13 protein-coding genes are annotated in these 16,808 nt (G+C 40.5%); 5 read left to right on the forward strand and 8 right to left on the reverse strand.

Annotated features, from left to right (window positions below; genetic code table 11):
* Window positions 1–7: 7 nt before the first annotated feature.
* From WC848_03860 to WC848_03875, 4 genes are all read right to left on the reverse strand, one after another.
* Window positions 8–1,186, reverse strand: coding sequence for a glycosyltransferase (locus tag WC848_03860; protein MFA5961789.1), 1,179 nt, complete (start codon window positions 1,184–1,186; stop codon window positions 8–10).
* Window positions 1,183–2,646, reverse strand: a complete 1,464-nt coding sequence (locus WC848_03865) for a DUF4012 domain-containing protein (GenBank protein ID MFA5961790.1) — start codon at window positions 2,644–2,646, stop codon at window positions 1,183–1,185. The genes WC848_03860 and WC848_03865 overlap by 4 nt, the downstream gene beginning before the upstream one ends.
* Window positions 2,647–2,787: 141 nt before the next feature.
* On the reverse strand, window positions 2,788–4,305 hold the full coding sequence (locus WC848_03870; GenBank protein MFA5961791.1) for a choice-of-anchor Q domain-containing protein: 1,518 nt from the start codon (window positions 4,303–4,305) through the stop codon (window positions 2,788–2,790).
* 156 nt (window positions 4,306–4,461) lie between these two features.
* Window positions 4,462–5,733 (reverse strand): ATP-binding protein, encoded by a 1,272-nt coding sequence (locus WC848_03875; GenBank protein ID MFA5961792.1) that lies wholly within the window; start codon window positions 5,731–5,733, stop codon window positions 4,462–4,464.
* A 225-nt stretch (window positions 5,734–5,958) separates the two neighbouring features.
* On the opposite strand from WC848_03875, the gene WC848_03880 reads away from it, so the two are divergent.
* The 3 genes from WC848_03880 to WC848_03890 all read left to right on the forward strand — a co-directional run bounded on the left by WC848_03880 (window position 5,959) and on the right by WC848_03890 (window position 9,749).
* Window positions 5,959–7,728 (forward strand): hypothetical protein, encoded by a 1,770-nt coding sequence (locus tag WC848_03880; protein ID MFA5961793.1) that lies wholly within the window; start codon window positions 5,959–5,961, stop codon window positions 7,726–7,728.
* Between the two features lie 49 nt (window positions 7,729–7,777).
* The gene (locus tag WC848_03885) at window positions 7,778–9,115 is read left to right on the forward strand and encodes a hypothetical protein (GenBank protein ID MFA5961794.1); all 1,338 of its coding nucleotides are present in this window, start codon (window positions 7,778–7,780) and stop codon (window positions 9,113–9,115) included.
* A gap of 220 nt (window positions 9,116–9,335) precedes the next feature.
* The gene (locus WC848_03890; GenBank protein ID MFA5961795.1) at window positions 9,336–9,749 is read left to right on the forward strand and encodes a hypothetical protein; all 414 of its coding nucleotides are present in this window, start codon (window positions 9,336–9,338) and stop codon (window positions 9,747–9,749) included.
* Window positions 9,750–9,778: 29 nt separating this feature from the next.
* On the opposite strand, the gene WC848_03895 is transcribed toward WC848_03890, so the two are convergent.
* From WC848_03895 to WC848_03910, 4 genes are all read right to left on the reverse strand, one after another.
* Window positions 9,779–10,894, reverse strand: coding sequence for a glycosyltransferase family 1 protein (locus tag WC848_03895; GenBank protein ID MFA5961796.1), 1,116 nt, complete (start codon window positions 10,892–10,894; stop codon window positions 9,779–9,781).
* 159 nt (window positions 10,895–11,053) lie between these two features.
* Window positions 11,054–12,538 carry a hypothetical protein gene (locus WC848_03900; GenBank protein ID MFA5961797.1) on the reverse strand — a complete coding sequence of 495 codons (1,485 nt, stop codon included), beginning with the start codon at window positions 12,536–12,538 and terminating at the stop codon, window positions 11,054–11,056.
* Window positions 12,539–12,632: 94 nt separating this feature from the next.
* Window positions 12,633–13,037 carry an adenosylmethionine decarboxylase gene (speD, locus tag WC848_03905; protein ID MFA5961798.1) on the reverse strand — a complete coding sequence of 135 codons (405 nt, stop codon included), beginning with the start codon at window positions 13,035–13,037 and terminating at the stop codon, window positions 12,633–12,635.
* Between the two features lie 61 nt (window positions 13,038–13,098).
* Window positions 13,099–14,007, reverse strand: a complete 909-nt coding sequence (locus WC848_03910) for a cysteine synthase family protein (GenBank protein ID MFA5961799.1) — start codon at window positions 14,005–14,007, stop codon at window positions 13,099–13,101.
* A gap of 330 nt (window positions 14,008–14,337) precedes the next feature.
* Between WC848_03910 and prfA the strand changes: the two genes are divergently transcribed.
* On the forward strand, window positions 14,338–15,402 hold the full coding sequence (gene prfA, locus WC848_03915; protein ID MFA5961800.1) for a peptide chain release factor 1: 1,065 nt from the start codon (window positions 14,338–14,340) through the stop codon (window positions 15,400–15,402).
* A gap of 4 nt (window positions 15,403–15,406) precedes the next feature.
* Window positions 15,407–16,279, forward strand: coding sequence for a peptide chain release factor N(5)-glutamine methyltransferase (gene prmC / locus WC848_03920; protein MFA5961801.1), 873 nt, complete (start codon window positions 15,407–15,409; stop codon window positions 16,277–16,279).
* Window positions 16,280–16,808: the final 529 nt, after the last annotated feature.

Below are 16,808 nucleotides of genomic sequence, written 5' to 3' on the forward strand. Positions count from 1 at the left end.
GAACTTTTTACAATTTTGACTTTAGATATTTATAATACTCCCAGCTATGGCTATTTTTATTCGTATAATCTTTGAGGGTTTTTTCTCTTGCCCGCTCGCCCATTGCATGACGTAAATTTTTGGCTTCAATCAAACGCCCCAATTTCTCCGTCCATTCTAGCTCATTTCCAGCCAAAAATCCAGTCACGCCGTCTTCGATTGCGCCGCGGTATGTCTGCGTTGCCGCCGCGATTGTGGGCACTTTCATGATGGCAGCTTCAAAAAATTTCAACTCCGAGCGAGCTTCGCAAAATGGATTGCCAATTTCCAGTGGGACAATGTTAATGTCAACACTGGCAATATTGGCAAAATGTTTTTCACGCGGGACAAATGAAAATTGTTTTATTCTATCGCTAAATTTATTAAGTGAGCTCTCGACATCCAATGGGCCCACTAAAAATAATTCTACGTGGCTATATTTTTCCATGACCTGCATAAGCGCTCCTGTTATTGTTGCGAAATCTCGATTGTGGGAATGAGTGCCAGAAAAATAGCCTATTCTGACGGTCCCCTTTCCACCTGAAAATGAAGTTTCGAGAATCTTATCAGCATTTGATAAGTCTTTCTCGGAAAGTTTATTGGAAACAATGAAAACTTGCTTGCCAAGTTCGCGCATTTTTTCTGCCAAAAATGAAGTTGAGACAGTGCAAACTTTCACATATGCATCATTCACAAGCTCCACTCCCAAACCTTTTTCATAGAATTTTTTCATTCCGGCATTGCTGTTTGAGAAAAAATCCTGTGTTTTAATATATTTAGGGTCAAAAACAAGATCATCGGTTTCAAAAATAATTTCCTTTTTTTGTGCTTTTATCCTTTCAACCAATTTGGCTATCTGCGGGATGTTAGTGGTTTTATGAAAAATAAATATTTTGAACCGATCCGCACACTTGGAAAGCGCCGGGTGTTCTTGAACGGTAAAACTGCATCTGAAGCCATGCATTTTGAGTTCCTCCGCGATATGCCGAACTCGATAACGCGAACTATCCCCTACCGCTCCGCTTGAAATGAAAAGAATATCCCCCGATCCAACCGGACGCAACACGAAAAAAAATCCTGTTAAAATCTTTTTCAAGCCACCAAAAAAACCATCCTGCTGAAGCACAGAAAAAATCTTTCCCGTATAGCGGCTAACTACATCATTCATTGTTTTGTTTCTTCTTTAACTTCAAAATTCAAATCGCTATTCATTATCTGTTCTTGATTGAACTCGCCGTCTTTTGTTTTTACGTGGACCTTAACTGGAATATCTGAAACACCGGATTGTTTTTGAATGAGCAGCTTGTAATTATCACGCGGAAATTCAGCCGGCAATTCATATTTGATTTTCACATCAGTCTGTCCGCCAATCAGCACGTGCCCCATGAAACCAATCCAGGATTTGCCAAAATCTTCGCCGGCGCTGATATTGTTCATCATTACCCGCTCCAAAAGCGTGGCGCCTTTGGGCAGATAGAGTCGCATATAGGTGTGATAGTCGCTGGTGCGCCAATCGCCATATGGCGCGGTGTTTTTGTAGAGAATCTCTAGATTGACCGTCGGTTTTTCCGTCGTGAGATCAATGTCGTAGGTGATTTCCCTCTTTATGTAGTAATCGGTTTTCAACGCGCCCATATTAGCATCCACCATCATCAGGTAATCGCCACTCCAATCCTGCGCCATCTCTCCGGTCCAAAAAACACTGGAGGAAAGCGACTGCAAACTTTGATCCTTGAAATTAACCATCACGTTTTTGGATTGAAATTCTTGATGCGCCAGATCGGTCAGCTTGGAAATATTACCTAAAGTGAAAAGTTTGTTAATAATGATCGGCAATAATTGTTTCATGATTGCTTTGCGGTTTTGCGTATCAATATCCGGGTTCATGATATATTGCTTTTCGACCACTTCTTCCAATTTGAGAAAACCGTTATCTGAATTGAGCTCTACGTTGTAACCAGGCACGCTGATTGGTCCGGTCAATTTCAAAATATCATTGAGCACGGTGGCATTGACCGCAATCACGCCATCAAAATCTCCAGTTCCCCGGCCACTCAAGCGATAAAAATATTCGGCCTTAGCAACATTAGTGGGAAAATCCGGTGAGAAATTAGAATCGCGGAATTTCCAATTTTTGAGTTGCATCATCCGTTCGAAGGGATAGGGAGTCGGGATTTTCGCCTTGATCCGTTGATCTAAAAGATTGGCATCTTCGAAATAGGACGAAACGACTTCGCCATCTTTTATTTTAATGATGGCATATTGCCCCAAAAAGCCTCCACCAGGACGCAATTCCATATTGTTTTGCAAAAGAAGCATAAAAGTTTTTGTCGTTCCGTCTTTTTTAGTGAAATTCTCCACTAGCGTATTTAAAACGGACAACTCTTTTTGCTCATCCTTAGTGATCGGCAAAAGACCGGAAATTTTATTCAATGCCGACAAGGTTTTCACGCCAATAATCTGTTTATTGCTTTTCACAAAAGAAAAGATAAAAAAGCAGACTAAGATGAAAACGACAAAAAAACTCAACCGGATCACGTTTTTTTTACGCAGAAATCTTTTTAGGGCTAAAAAGAACCGCACGCGAAAACCTCTGGATCGCCCAGGCTCAAAACTTATTTTTGACATAAAGTAATAATTTTCTTTTTATGATAAAGAGAAAACTTGTTTTAAATCTTAAAAAATACATCCAAAACTCCTGCTAAATATTAGCACTTTTAGTCTAAACTGTCCAACCATGCCAACCAATAATACTTACCTAGAGAATCATCAGTCCACGAAAAGTCCACTTGGTGATGCTGGCGGAGTGGCATCGCTTTCGTTAGAAACATATTCATAGGCGCCGATATCCCAATTAGCGCCTTGCGGACGGGAGACGCCAGCCTTATCGACGATAAAATAGCCCGCCAGACTGACACCATGATCGATGGCGGGAGATCCGCCTTGCGGCTTGAAATTTCCATCAAGTAATGGGCTTCCTGTTCTACTATTCAATTCGAATGTCTCATGCGCTACTTTCCAGGTTGGCAAATCCAACTGAGACCAACTTCCGTTAAGAAACGTCTCTCCCGAAGAGAATAAATTATAGTCAGATTCAGTGACACTACTAGCGCTGGAAAAGGGACCGATGGCTAGTCCGCCATTGTTAAATAAATTATTTTCAACAACCGCGTCGGTGACACCTCCCAATTCTATGGCCGTCACTCCGTCAGCAGAAATGAAGGTATTATTGACAATCAACGCGCCGTCATCCTGCTTCAGATAAATCATGCCATTTGAACAGATTCCGGGGTTAACATCCATGACAAACAAGTTATTATAATATTTGGGACCAATAATGGGCCCTTCGCCAAATAAGGCTGTGGTTGTATTTGTGCCACATGCGCCGTGATAGTAATTATTGTAAATTTTAAGTCCGGTGACTTGAGTGTTTGTGTGTGCAGCAAAGACGTGGGTCAAATCAGTATGGATAGTTGGTGCGCCGCTCCACTTTAGCCCCCGACTCAAGTCATTGTTATATATTTGAACATTTTCAATCGATGAATCCACATAGCCAGACCCGACGGTGATAGCTACCGCGCTGTCGGAAATAGCATTATTATAGACACTAACATTGGCAGAAACTCCGCCATACCAGGAAAAATATACCACTTTATTTCCGTCATGAACCACATTATCATGAAATGAGATGTCATTAAGTACTCCGCTAAATTCAGCTGCCGTTCCATAGGCATTCTCCTCCGTTCCCTCTTCTCGGACATACATATTGGAAAATGTCATATTTTTAACTTCCCAATGAGACGGATTACCGGAAACATTAAGAAAAGTAGAATTGACCGAATTGCCAAGACCAGTTCCATTATCCGTATTTTCAATAGTCCCATTTTCTCCACCATCAATAACTATGTAATTTTTCCCATCGGCATAAATGGACGACAACTCCGCCGTTCCCCAGGCGGCCTGGGACAATTTCGCTCCTGGATCGAAAAAGATAGTTATCACATTACCATCCGATCCACTAGCTTCCACTACCAGAGTTGATGAGATCGTTCCGCACAAATGTACTGTGTCCCCAGGACCGATTTTGCTTTCAGCTTTGGGATTAGACCAATTGCCAGATGTATTAAACCAACTGATCGCATGCGCATTAACACAATCTGCGCCAGTATCAAAGCCGGATGTATTTTGGGTGATATAAAAATCCGCCGCGTGAGAATTTTTCGCCCAGCCGAAAAAGCCGTAGAATATTATTATGACGAAAAAGATTTTTAGTTTGTGTTTATGCATTTTTTGTTTCTATGGCTTCAAGTGAAATAACCTGGATTTTTACTGCAAAAAATCCAGCTTTTTGGCTGACTTAATTATACCACAAATTCAGGAAAAATTCCGGCTGATATTTTTCACGACGCTGATGTTTTAATAAATTTGTTTTGATATAAAATACTAGCGCTCTAACAGCCACCTCCAAAGTGGAATGAATTGAATTTTTCTATCTTTATACACCTCCTCACCATCTTCATCCCAAGTTACGACAACGAGTTTGTTGCAATTAAGCTCCTTGCTTGATTTGACCAAAGCCGACAATTCTCTTTCTTTGGTTTCAATATTTTTCAAGTCGTAGCAAACCTGGATAAGCTCAGTTACTTTATTGTTTTTTCTGATCAGAAAATCCACTTCACCGCCATTTTCATTTATATAAAAATACGTCTCCTTATTTTTCATTTTCAAATCCAAAAAAACCAAATTTTCCAGCATCCGGCCTGAATTGGGAGAATTTTGAAAAGAAATCGCATTTATCATGCCATTGTCGATGCAATAGATTTTTCTCGCACTGTTTAGCTGTTGTTTTAATTTGAAAGAAAAGGGCAAAAGTTCAAAGATTAAATAGGCTTCCTCTAAATAATTGACATAATTTTTCACCGTGTGTGAACTTTTTATTTCAAAAACTTTTTGCAACTTGCGATAGGTAAAGCGAGAACCAAAATTGGAAAAAAGATAAACGGCCAGTTCTTTCAATTCTTTCCCAAATCTGACTTTATGGCGAGGCATGATATCGCGACTGATTATTTTATCATACAGATCTCGCAAATATTGCTTTTTATTTTCAACAGAAAACAGCTCTGGGAAACCGCCTTGTTGCAGATATTCTTCCAGCGTTTTTTTGACAGTGGCTCGATTTTTCGTCAAAAACAAGTCTGTCCCTGAAAATTGTAGGCCTTTTCTTTTCAGAAATTCCCCAAATGAAAACGGAAATAGTTCAAGAGAAACATGCCTGCCAGTTAAATGTGTTGCCAATTCTTGACTGAGCAGTTTGGCATTGCTACCAGTGATCACTAAATTATATCCGGAACGCTTCAGGCGATTGGCAAACAATTCCCAACCTTCGATATTTTGCACTTCATCCAAAAGCAGATATTTCACGTTCGGAGTTATTTCATTTAGCACTTCCAAGAAATCGTTTAAATCTTCCGTCTTGGCTCCGATAAATCTTTCATCATCAAAATTAACATACCCATATTCCTTGCCCCTAAGAATTTGATGTGCTAAAAAAGACTTCCCGCACCTACGGACTCCAATGAGCACCTTGACTAAATTGTTTTTTAGCGCCTTTCTGACTTCGACCTCCTGATCTCGCTGGATGGTTTTAGTTTCTAGCAATTCGGCTATTTCCATCTTTTGCTCCAAAAGGACACTTTTAAGCTGTTGCTTTTCCATAGTTCCTCAAACTAACTGCTAATTATATTGCTCAAATAATATCTTTTTTGTGCAATATATTGCACATAATTACTTTACCCTATCCGCTTTCAACTGTCAAATTTCATCATTATCTTGCCACCAATTAACCACCCATTAGTCTTTCAGCTTTAAGTAACTGCGCTTTAATTTTAGCCCAACCTTATTTGTTTGGCAAAAAGTAAATTTCCCGATATAATAGAGGTGATGAAAAAACTGCAAAATCTCAATGGATATGAGCTTTTTTCCGCCTTCGGAATTTTTGTTTTGGGGTGGGATTTTTTGGCGATTGTCCTTGCAATGCTGCGAATTTTTTATTGGCCGATCTTATTAGCCTATCTTCTCGCCGGCGCCAGCTTTCTTTTTTGGCTCATGGTCAAAAATTACAGGCGCATAATCTCACGTCGATCGATCCCATCACTAATCGCGCTGATAATTATCACCCTATCAATTGTCACCCTAACTTTCTTCACCACGCCCTCTGTTTTTTCCGGACGCGATCAGGGATCATTCAGCGAAGCGGCTATCCGTCTAGCGCAAAACCATCAATTGGAGTTTGACTCGACTGCCTCGCAGGAATTTTTCAAAATCTATGGCCCGGGCACAGCGCTCAATTTTCCCGGCTTCAACTATACTCCCGGCGGAAAATTGGTGACTCATTTTTCTCTAGGCTACATTGCATGGCTCGCCGGTTTCTATGCTATTTTTGGTCTCAGCGGATTTTCTGTCGCTAATGGCGTTTTGTTTTTTCTTTTTTTATTGTCCTTTTTCCTCCTACTTAAACTCCAAGCAAATACAAGATCGGCTTGGATTGGACTACTTATTGCCCTCAGTACGTTCATTTTTTCCTGGCTGTTCAAATTCACCTTGAGTGAAAATTTAGCCTTGGGGTTCATCTGGTTTGGTGTTTTAGAGCTCTCTCTGTTTTTGAAATTTCGCAACCAGCTTTATTTCCTCTCCGCGCTGGGCGCATTTCTTCTGCTTGCATTCACCAGGATCGAAGCTTGGGCACTGCTACTGATGCTCGGCGGTATTATTTTTATTTTTCAAAAAAACGAGAAAAAACTTTTTTCCAAACATGATCAGAAAAATATTTTTTGGCTGTTGGGTATTTTTGTTCTCACTTTCACCAGCAACCTCATCGTCAACAGCCAGTTCTACCGCTCCTCGCTCAAGGGACTCCTGCATTCTTTCTCCCCCGCCGAAAGTGGTCTTGGCACGCTCAGTGTCCTGACATATTTATTTAAGATTTTCTATTATTACAACCTGCTGATTTTTCTCCTCATCGCCGCGCTCGCTGTCATCTACTTTCTCGCCAAGAAAAACTATCTGATTCTGATGCCTTTTTTTCTGCTTTTGCCATTACTCATCTATCTTGTCCATCCGGGAATCTCCCTTGATCACCCCTGGATGCTTCGGCGCTTTGCTTTTGCCATCATCCCGCTGAGTATCTATTATACCGTTCTAATTATTAACCGATTATTCACCAAGAAAAATTATCTTTTTTTTCTGATGGCCGCTTTTCTTCTATTGGCAAATTTAGCTTTTTCAGCTCCCTTGTTCACTTTTTCAGAAAACGAAACACTCCTTATGCAAACGAAGACACTCAGCGAAAATTTCTCCGCTACCGACCTCGTGCTGGTTGATCGCTTGGCTTCGGGCGATGGTTGGTCAATACCGAGCGGTCCGCTGAGTTTTCTTGGTGGCTTACAGGCAGTCTACTTTTTCAATCCGGATGATCTCGTCAAAATTGACACAAAAAAATTCACTAATGTCTATTTGATCATCCCTAATGCAAGCCTAAGTCTCTACGATAAATCCGGCCTACTGGAAAAACTAATTCCTCAAAAACCCTATAGCCTGAGCAGAAATCACCTGATTGTTCCTGATTTTACAAAGACCGGCGGACTTTCCGAAGAAAGACCAATCGACTACAGCAGTACAATAAATGGAGAAATTTATTTATTGAAACAATAATCCGCACAATTATTCATACATTCGTATAAATTCTTAATTCGTAGAGAATATGCTCGATCTGACCAGGGAAATCAAGCTAGATGAAAAAAATACTTTGCGCTACCGACGCTGGCAGGCTTTTTTCTATGCCTTTTGTTTTGCCAGTGCGCTCTATGTCGCTTATTTCATCTTTTTTCCCACCCAAGAATTTAACTTTTCCTTCACAATGTTAACGTCCAACAAGGGCAATGCGGTCAACCCAAGAACTACTGATGGAACATTAATCACTGACGGAAAATTCTCCGCCGGACAAAAAAGTTTTTTCGACACCTCGCTGGTCGGCAGTTTTTCTAAGATTAAGCTGAGCTTCACGCCAAATAGACTATCCACAAGCCCAGAAAATTCTCACATCGATTTGCGCAAATCCTATCGCGCGTTTCTTTTTCCCGAGGGTAGTCCAGTTGGTTTTAAAAATGGCACATTAGTTAAGCATGAAAACGCTTTCTATCTTATCTCTGCGGGAAAACTGAGAAAATTCAAAGATCGGTCGACACTTTTTGCGCTTGGTTTTTCGGAAAGTGCCTTTATCGATACTGACGAGCAAGATTTGAGCTACACTCCACTGGATGAAGAAATCACAGATACAAAAATTTACCCAGCAGATTCACTCTTCAAAATCGACGACGTTTATTATCGTTCAAGTACTGACGGAAGCTTGGAAAAATTCAGCAGCGCAGGGGCTTTTCACAGTCAGTATGAGGAAAATTTTGCCATCCCCAAAAATGCCGATTTTCTTAATGCTTACGCTGTCGCTAAAAATCCGATCGGTTTTGCTGATAGCTCCCTAATTTCCTATGGCACATCCGCTTTTATCGTCAGTAGGGATAAAATTTATCCGATCGGCGACCCAGATATCTTTCTGAATCAGGGCTATGATTGGAATGATATCATAATAGCAAGCAGTGATGAGCTTTCGCTCTATACTAAAGAAAAATTATTTACGCTCACTAGTGTGCATCCTGATGGAACAATCTTTTTCGCAACAGACACCCAAAAATGGTACCAAATAGAAAATGGGCAAAAGCATGAACTGCCTTCGGAAAAAATTGCCAATTCCTGGCTCAAAAAACATCCGATCTCTGTCCTGGCAAAAAGTCTCGAGGTTTTGGGCGGTTGTGATTTGCAAAAAGAAACTTTCGGTGGCTACGCCTGCCTAATTCCCCTGAACGACACGGAAGATACGGCGGGAAAATACTATGAATTCACTTTTGTGGCAAAAAATGACCTGAAAATTGACAACCTCAATCTGCTCTATGAAAAAAATATGACCATGCAAAATCTCAAACTCGCCCTGCGCAATATGATTTTACGGATAAAGGCTCGTTATGGAATTCAAAGCGCACCATAGCAATGCCACAAAATTAATAATTTTAGGACTTACGCGATTGCCCGAGTCAGCCGGTTTTTCTAAAAAAATCTTGTCTGAGAACGCCTTTTTTCTTCAAAATTTTCCATTGGTTGCCTTTGATAGAGGGAAAATTTTGAAAAGAAAAAAGAGCGTTCGAGTTATTTTTTTAGAAAATCCGACTACGAGGTGAAATGCGTAACTCCTAAATATGCAACATTCTATGCAAATATCCTTGAAACAATTCGACAAAAATACCATTGCAATTTTCTACAAACTCTTGCACGACAGCCTATTCGTGTTGATTATTTTTTTCAGCCTCACACTTATTGCTGAAGCGGTTCTGCCAGGCATCATTATTTCTCACATCGGCTTTTCTAAGATTGTTATTGTACTCCTGCTCAATATTTTTCTGATAAAGTTCTTGGCAGAAAAAATCAGTAATGAAAATATAGCCAAAAAAAATGACGCAAAAAATAAAAGCCTGGCAAAATTTGCCAGCCCTTTCATCATCCTTGGCGCGCTACTACTCTTTAATGATCAACTGGGAATGAACCTATTTCTCAATCTTTTCATCATCCTAATTTGCGGAATCATCGGATATTTGAGTTATCAAATTTTGTTCAACGAGGAATAATCAGGGCTTACTCGTTTGCCGAGATAAGCTTAACTTTTCAAATATTCCAAAGTTTCACGTGCGCATTTTTCCCAAGAAAACTTTTTGATCTGCTCAGCGCCTTTTGCAATCATCTCACTGCGCAGACTCTCATTCCCCAATACCTGCTCGATTTTCTCCGCCAAGTCAGCGGGATTTTTTTCGTCAAAATATAGCGGCGCATCGCCCCCCACTTCTCCTAGGCTCGAATTTAGGGCACAAAGGAGTGGTACACGTGAAGCCAAAATCTCAAGCACGGGAATACCAAAACCTTCGTAGAGTGAAGGATAAACATAGACGCTCGCGCCACGGACCAATGTTCCCATATCGGCAAAAGTCAGTCGACCAGGTGTGATAATATCTTTTCGAAATGGGCTACTCGTAATTTTTTCAAATACACCATCAGACAGCCAAGCCCTTTCGCCGGCGATAACCAATTTAATCTCCGATTTAGTTTTTTTCTTGAACAGATCATATGCCTCTACCAGCACACCCAAATTTTTCCGTGGCTGGATTGCTCCGGCATATAAAAGATATTCCCCTGCGATTCCCATCCGCTCCTTGGTTTTGTTTTCGATTTCCAAATTGCGCAGCACAGCAAACACTTCCGCGTCAAAGCCATGATAGATCACTTTGATTTTTTTCTCGGAAACGTCCGGATAAAACCGTAAAATATCTTTTTTGGTCGACTCGGAAATGGCAATGATTTTATCCGCTTTCCTAAACGCCCAATTCCCCAAAAGATTAAGTTTGAATAAATCTTTTTTGGGGAAATACTCGGGAAAATATTTATAGGCCAAATCATGCGCCGTCACCACAATTTTCATCTTTCCAATGCAACGAAGCGGAATATTGTGCATTGGCATCCAAAGCACTTCTGGCTTGTCACGGCACAGCTCTCCTGCCAACCAACCTTGCGTCCAAAAAACCGGACGATTTTTTTGTTTGATCCTGTAATTGGAAAAATTCGGCGACTTAAGCTCAGGGTTAAATTCATTCTTATGATATAGCAAAAATTCACTGGTCGGATCCAACGCCCCAAAAAATTTCAACATATTATGGATATACACACGCGTCCCATCGATCCGCTCTGCGTCGAGATCCGCTACTTGAATGCCAATTTTCATTTTTTTTAGGACTTACGCGTTTGCCAAAGAGTTGTTCGCACAAGCATTTCTCTTTACACAAAAGGCTAATAGTAAACCAAAATCAAACTGACCGAAATGAGGAAACGTCGCTTTTAGAATAATTCCTTGGTAAATGCATAAGTCCTGATTTAATTCAAATTAAATTAATTCACCTTTTTTAATTTTCCTGGCAAAATCCTTAAAGCCTTCTTGTTTGTCTTGTTCAAACATCGCCTTCACCGCGATTGGCGTTGTGGCCGGTGATTTCCAGTTGTAGATAGATTTCAGGTTTTTGCGCATCACGTAGGCGGTTTTGACCAGAAAATTCGTGTCCCCTTGCACTGGACAAGCGTAGATGTATTCACAAGGATCGCCGCTTTGATTGTAGGTACTTTTGATTTCAAAAGAGATCGGTAGACCCTTCTCCTTCATCACGCGATAAGATTTAACCGGGTTGGGATAGTGGTTGAAATTTTTGTTCAAGTGCTTGATCTCTTCATTTTTGATATTTTTAAGCTGGTTGCTTTCAATCATCACCACCCGCCCTAGTTTTTTGTCATAGAAACTCGCTCCACCCTTTTGGGGCTTGATCGGATTTTGCGCCACGATCTCCATCACCATCGAATAACCCTTCTTTCCTAGATCAAGAGCAAGCGTCAAACTAGGCAGGTCGATCGAGCACGTCAAATAACCCAAGTCTTCGACATTATAGGATAAAAGGTCATCGTGCTTGGCCAGCAGTTTTTCAAAATCTTTATTGGAAATCGATTCGCGTTTACTGGTATTTTTTTTATCCACGCGAAAAACCACATTGTCGTGGATTTTTTGCATGATCAACTGTCCATGATTGTGCAGTCGCTTATTCTTCTCTGTTGTCCGGTCATAATAGAGACAACCTTCTTTGATATAGATACCATGAAAACTGCGTTGGATCATAAAATAAACTTTTTTTGGATCAAGTCCGAAAAAATTGAACCGTTTGAATTCTTCCAAAATTTCCTCGGCTGTCTGTTCATTGAGGATTATGATCGTGCTCTGCTTGGCCAGCACTTTTTTGGGATTCTTGTGATTCCGTTTAGCAATTTGCACCACGTCATAAGCCATCTGAAGCATGTGCCTGTTGCCAAGAGAAATATTCATCAGACTCTTGGGATCCTTGCCAGTCACTTCCAACACTTTTTCTTCTGTGATATTCTCATTGATCTTTTTCGTTTCCTCGTCCAAACGCTTCCCTTCCAATCCCGCTTTCTTAGCTTCACGGATCGCTTCTTGGCGCATATGAAAGACGACTTCCGTCAAGGAAAACTGACTGAGATTTAGGAGGTATTTTGTTCCCAGTCCCAAGCGCGTCGCTTCGCCGGCCGCTGTATGTTCCCAGAGGAATTTTCCGGCTAAAATCGCTTTTTCCGCCGGAAGTGTTTTAATCTTATCATCATCCAGGGTGATAATCTTACTTTGATCGATCGGTTCAAGCTCGTCAAAATTTTCATAGCAGTTGATTGCCTTTTCATCCCGTTTAATATCCTTCAACGTAATTTTTTTCAGATCGGCGTAATAGTTCCTGAGCATCCATTCGATATAGCGGAGAACAGAGATACGATACTCTTCAAAGGAGTCCAGGTGAATCTTGGGTTTTGTGTTCATTAGTTTTATGCTTTTGGGCCTTAAAGGTTAAACGCAGGTTTTTGGCCTGCGTTTGAATTATACAATATTTTTTACTCCGAGTGCAATACAAGCGCTAACAGATATCGCAAACAGGATATTTCGTGCCTCTTTTGACAAAATTCGTTTCCACGTCTTTAAGATCAAACATTTTTTTAAAATAGTTCACTACAAAAGCAGTATCCATCCCATTTTTGCAAGTATAAGCGTCAATGCTGACAAAACCGCGCGCTGGAAAGGTGTGGACGCTAATGTGACTCTCCATAATCACCACAAATCCGCTCCAACCACCCGGGTCTTTAATCTTATTCGATTTGGCAAAATAAATTTCTGGTTCGCTCAAGCGATGCATCCCTAAAAGTTCAGGGAGTTCAGTGAGACTTCGCAAAACCAACTCTTTATCATTCAGCTTTTCAGGATCTCCCTGATATCCGTCGAGCATCAGGTGCTCTCCGAAATTGCACGTGTTTTTCTCTTCCATTTTTACTTAAAATAATTAAACTATTTATAAAATGCTCACGCAGAATACATTAAATTTTAGCTTATGTCAATATTTGCAAATCCCAAAGCTTGGTACTGAGATATTTCTCACCGCGATCAGGAAAAATGACGCACATCCGGCCAGAGATATCGCGCTTGGAAAGTTCCACAGCCGCCTGCATCGCTGCGCCAGATGACATTCCTACAAAAATCCCCTCTTCATTGGCAATCCGTCGCGCCATTACAAACGCTTTTTCACTTTCAATCGTCACAAATTCATCAATCTGACTCTTGTCATAAATCGCCGGCACAATCGCTTCTTCCATATTTTTCAGTCCTTGGATATAGTGGCCTTTTTCCGGATAAGCGCACACGATTTTAATTTGGGGGTTATATTCTTTCAAATATTTTCCCACGCCCATGATCGTACCGGAAGTGCCAAGCGAGGAGACGAAATAATCGATTTTGCCTGTCATATCTTCCCAAATTTCTTTGGCTGTCGTTTCATAGTGCGCGATCTTATTATACTCGTTGGAAAATTGATCCGGCATAAAATATTTTTCCGGATTGTTTTTGACAAGCTCGCGTGCTTTCACAATGGCGCCGTCCGTGCCTTTGTTCTCATCAGTCAATATTATTTTTGCCCCGAAGGCCTCGAGCATTTTTCTTCGTTCCATCGAAACAGCCGCGCTCATTACAATTTCGACTGAATAGCCAAGCACCGCGCCAATCATTGCGATGCCGATTCCGGTATTGCCTGACGTCGGCTCAATGATTGTTTTCTTTTTAGTCAACTCGCCATTTTCAATCGCCACCTCAAGCATTTTGAGCGCCACGCGATCCTTGATACTTCCACCTGGATTTTGCCCTTCCAGCTTGGCAAAGATTTCCAAGTTCTTATTTGGATTAATTTTGTTAATTTTCACCAGTGGAGTATTGCCGATTGTTTCTAGTATATTTTGATATAACATAATTTTAGTGTATAAAAATAAAATCCCGAACAATTTCGGGAGCCAGTGTTAATTCTTTTTTCTTTAATGCGTCAACAGAAAAAAGCCGCTCCCGAAACAATCAAGTGATTCGAGCAACAGCAAAAAGAAACATTGCGAAAAATTTGAGCTTCAAGCTTTTGGGGATTCATTTTTTTGTCTCAAATTAATTACGTAATTAATTACTTACATGAAATGCGTAGCAAAATTGGCTATCAATAGTTTTAATCTACCACAGATCAACGTTTATTACAACAAGATTGCTATTTGTTCAATTTGACGCTATAATACAAAGAGTATCAATCCAGCCCTATGCGCGAACAAATCGAACAGATCAAAGCCGAATATGCCCAAATTGCCCAAGAACTCAGTAATCCTGAGGTGGTTTTTGATACGCAAAAAATGACGCAACTCTCCAAAAAACAGGCCGAACTGAATGAAGTGATGCGCAAAATCGAAGAATTGGAGCTCTTGGAGAAAAATATGCGCGAAAATGCGGAAATTGTCAACAGCGAAGAAGATGGTGAGATGAAACAGATGGCCATGGATGAGAACGTCTCCTTGGCTGGAAAAAAGGTTATCCTGGAAAAAGAATTGGAAACTCTGCTTTTGCCCAAGGATCCACATGACTCCAAGAATGTCATCGTGGAGATCCGTGCCGGAGCCGGCGGTGATGAATCGGCTCTGTTTGCCGCGAGCCTTTTTCGGATGTATTCACATTACGCGGAAAAAAACCGTTGGCAAGTAAACTTGCTCAACTCCCACCAGAACGGCGTAGGCGGATTCAAAGAAGTCGTCTTTGAAATCAATGGCGCAGGGGTTTATGGCAAGATGAAATATGAATCAGGCGTCCATCGTGTCCAACGTATCCCGGAAACAGAAAAAAATGGCCGTATCCACACTTCCACGGCAACGGTCGCCGTTCTCCCGGAAGCTGAAGAATTTGATTTTAAGATTGAAGAAAAAGATATCCGCATCGACACTTTCTGCTCTTCCGGACCAGGCGGGCAATCCGTCAACACTACCAAGTCCGCAGTGCGCATCACTCACATTCCGACCGGCGTGATTGTTTCTTGCCAAGACGAAAAATCGCAACTGAAAAATAAGGACAAGGCGATGAAGGTGCTCCGCTCGCGTCTTTTGCAGGCAGAAGAAGAAAAACGCGCAAAAGAACTGGGAGATCAAAGGAAGTCTCAAATCGGCACCGGTGACCGCTCGGAAAAAATACGCACCTACAACTTTCCCCAAGATCGCATCACTGACCACCGCATCAAGCAAAACTGGAGCAATATCAGTGGAATTCTAGAAGGCAACATCGAACCAATAATTACTGCCCTCCAAGAAGAGGACACTAAGATGAGGTTAGGCAATCTTTAATTTTGTGGCTACGATCCAAACCATCTTCGATGAATATCGGTCAAAAATAGATAGTCTTGACCTGGAACTTCTCATCGCTCACGAACTCAAGCAGTCTCGTGAGTTTGTTTTAACCTATCCGGAAAAAACAGTAACCAGCAAACAGGAAACAGCGATCAGTAAACTACTTGCGAGAAGATTGAGACATGAACCCATTGCGTATATACTAGGACACAAGGAATTTTATGGCCTAGACTTCAAAGTTACAAAAGACACACTCATCCCCCGCCCAGAAACAGAACTGCTGGTCGAAAAAGCGCTGCAAGAAATATCAAACGCCAAAAATGCCCCGTTAAATATCATCGATGTCGGAACAGGATCGGGAAATATTATAATTTCTGTCGCCAAAAATTTAAAAAATAAACAAATAAACTATTTCGGTATCGATATTTCTGAAAAAGCCTTAGCAATCGCAAAGTACAATGCTAAAAAAAATAATTTAACAAAAATTAAATTTATCGAATCAAATTTGCTCGACTGTTTTTTAAAAAACAATGAAACAATAAAACAATTTAACAATTTAATTATTCTCGCTAATCTCCCCTATCTCTCAAAAGAAATCTATTCCGCCACTGAAGCGAACGTAAAAAACTTTGAACCAAAATCCGCATTATTTAGTCCGAAGGCTGGACTGGCACATTATGAAAAACTGCTAAAGCAGATTAGGCTTCTTGCTATTCACTGTTCACTGTTCACTGTTCACTGCCTCCTAGAAATCAGTCCCGAACAAAAAAAATCCCTAGGCATTTTGATTAAAGAAATCCTGCCTTCAGCTAAAATTAAATTCGAGAAAGATCTGGCTGGAAAATGGCGTGTTTGCCTAATCAGTTTGGATTAAAAAATCCTTCCTAATAAACAAAAAACCGCGTGTTAGCGGTTTTTTGTTTTATATCCAACGTTGATATAAGTCCTATGTTGACAACTTGCCAAACACAGAACGTTCCCCGAACGAATCGGGAAATCACACTATAAAAAGACTATTTTTTCTTCTTCTTTGTAGCTTTTTTCTTTGTAACTTTTTTAACAGTCTTCTTTACAGCTTTTTTTGCTGCTTTTTTCTTTGCTGCCATGTTAGTTCACCATCCTTTCTATTTTTATTTTTTTCCAAAGTTTCTTATTTGAAACTCTCTGAAATATTTTTTAATGATTTTGTTTCGACCTTTGTTTTTATGAAAAATATTTTTTAAATTTAAAAAATATTTTTCATAAATAAATTATATACCACCACTAAAAATTATGCAAGAGTAAAAAGTTATCCACAGGCAAATATTTTTTTATTTTTAAAAATAAAAAAAACAAATTACAACAGGACTTACGCATGCGCCAAAAAGTTGTTCGCACGTTCATCTCTTTTAGCATCTCAGCCC

The sequence above is a fragment of the Parcubacteria group bacterium genome, assembly GCA_041659505.1.
In the GTDB taxonomy this organism is placed as follows: domain Bacteria; phylum Patescibacteriota; class Minisyncoccia; order Moranbacterales; family UBA2206; genus UBA9630.

Bases quoted from the DNA above. Each gene is read 5' to 3' on its own strand.
- WC848_03890 (MFA5961795.1), top strand. From the start codon at position 9,336: ATGCAAATATCCTTGAAACAATTCGACAAAAATACCATTGCAATTTTC.
- WC848_03870 (MFA5961791.1), bottom strand. From the start codon at position 4,305: ATGCATAAACACAAACTAAAAATCTTTTTCGTCATAATAATATTCTAC.
- speD (MFA5961798.1), bottom strand. From the start codon at position 13,037: ATGGAAGAGAAAAACACGTGCAATTTCGGAGAGCACCTGATGCTCGAC.
- WC848_03900 (MFA5961797.1), bottom strand. From the start codon at position 12,538: ATGAACACAAAACCCAAGATTCACCTGGACTCCTTTGAAGAGTATCGT.
- WC848_03875 (MFA5961792.1), bottom strand. From the start codon at position 5,733: ATGGAAAAGCAACAGCTTAAAAGTGTCCTTTTGGAGCAAAAGATGGAA.
- WC848_03885 (MFA5961794.1), top strand. From the start codon at position 7,778: ATGCTCGATCTGACCAGGGAAATCAAGCTAGATGAAAAAAATACTTTG.
- prfA (MFA5961800.1), top strand. From the start codon at position 14,338: ATGCGCGAACAAATCGAACAGATCAAAGCCGAATATGCCCAAATTGCC.
- WC848_03860 (MFA5961789.1), bottom strand. From the start codon at position 1,186: ATGAATGATGTAGTTAGCCGCTATACGGGAAAGATTTTTTCTGTGCTT.
- WC848_03895 (MFA5961796.1), bottom strand. From the start codon at position 10,894: ATGAAAATTGGCATTCAAGTAGCGGATCTCGACGCAGAGCGGATCGAT.
- WC848_03865 (MFA5961790.1), bottom strand. From the start codon at position 2,646: ATGTCAAAAATAAGTTTTGAGCCTGGGCGATCCAGAGGTTTTCGCGTG.
- WC848_03910 (MFA5961799.1), bottom strand. From the start codon at position 14,007: ATGTTATATCAAAATATACTAGAAACAATCGGCAATACTCCACTGGTG.
- WC848_03880 (MFA5961793.1), top strand. From the start codon at position 5,959: ATGAAAAAACTGCAAAATCTCAATGGATATGAGCTTTTTTCCGCCTTC.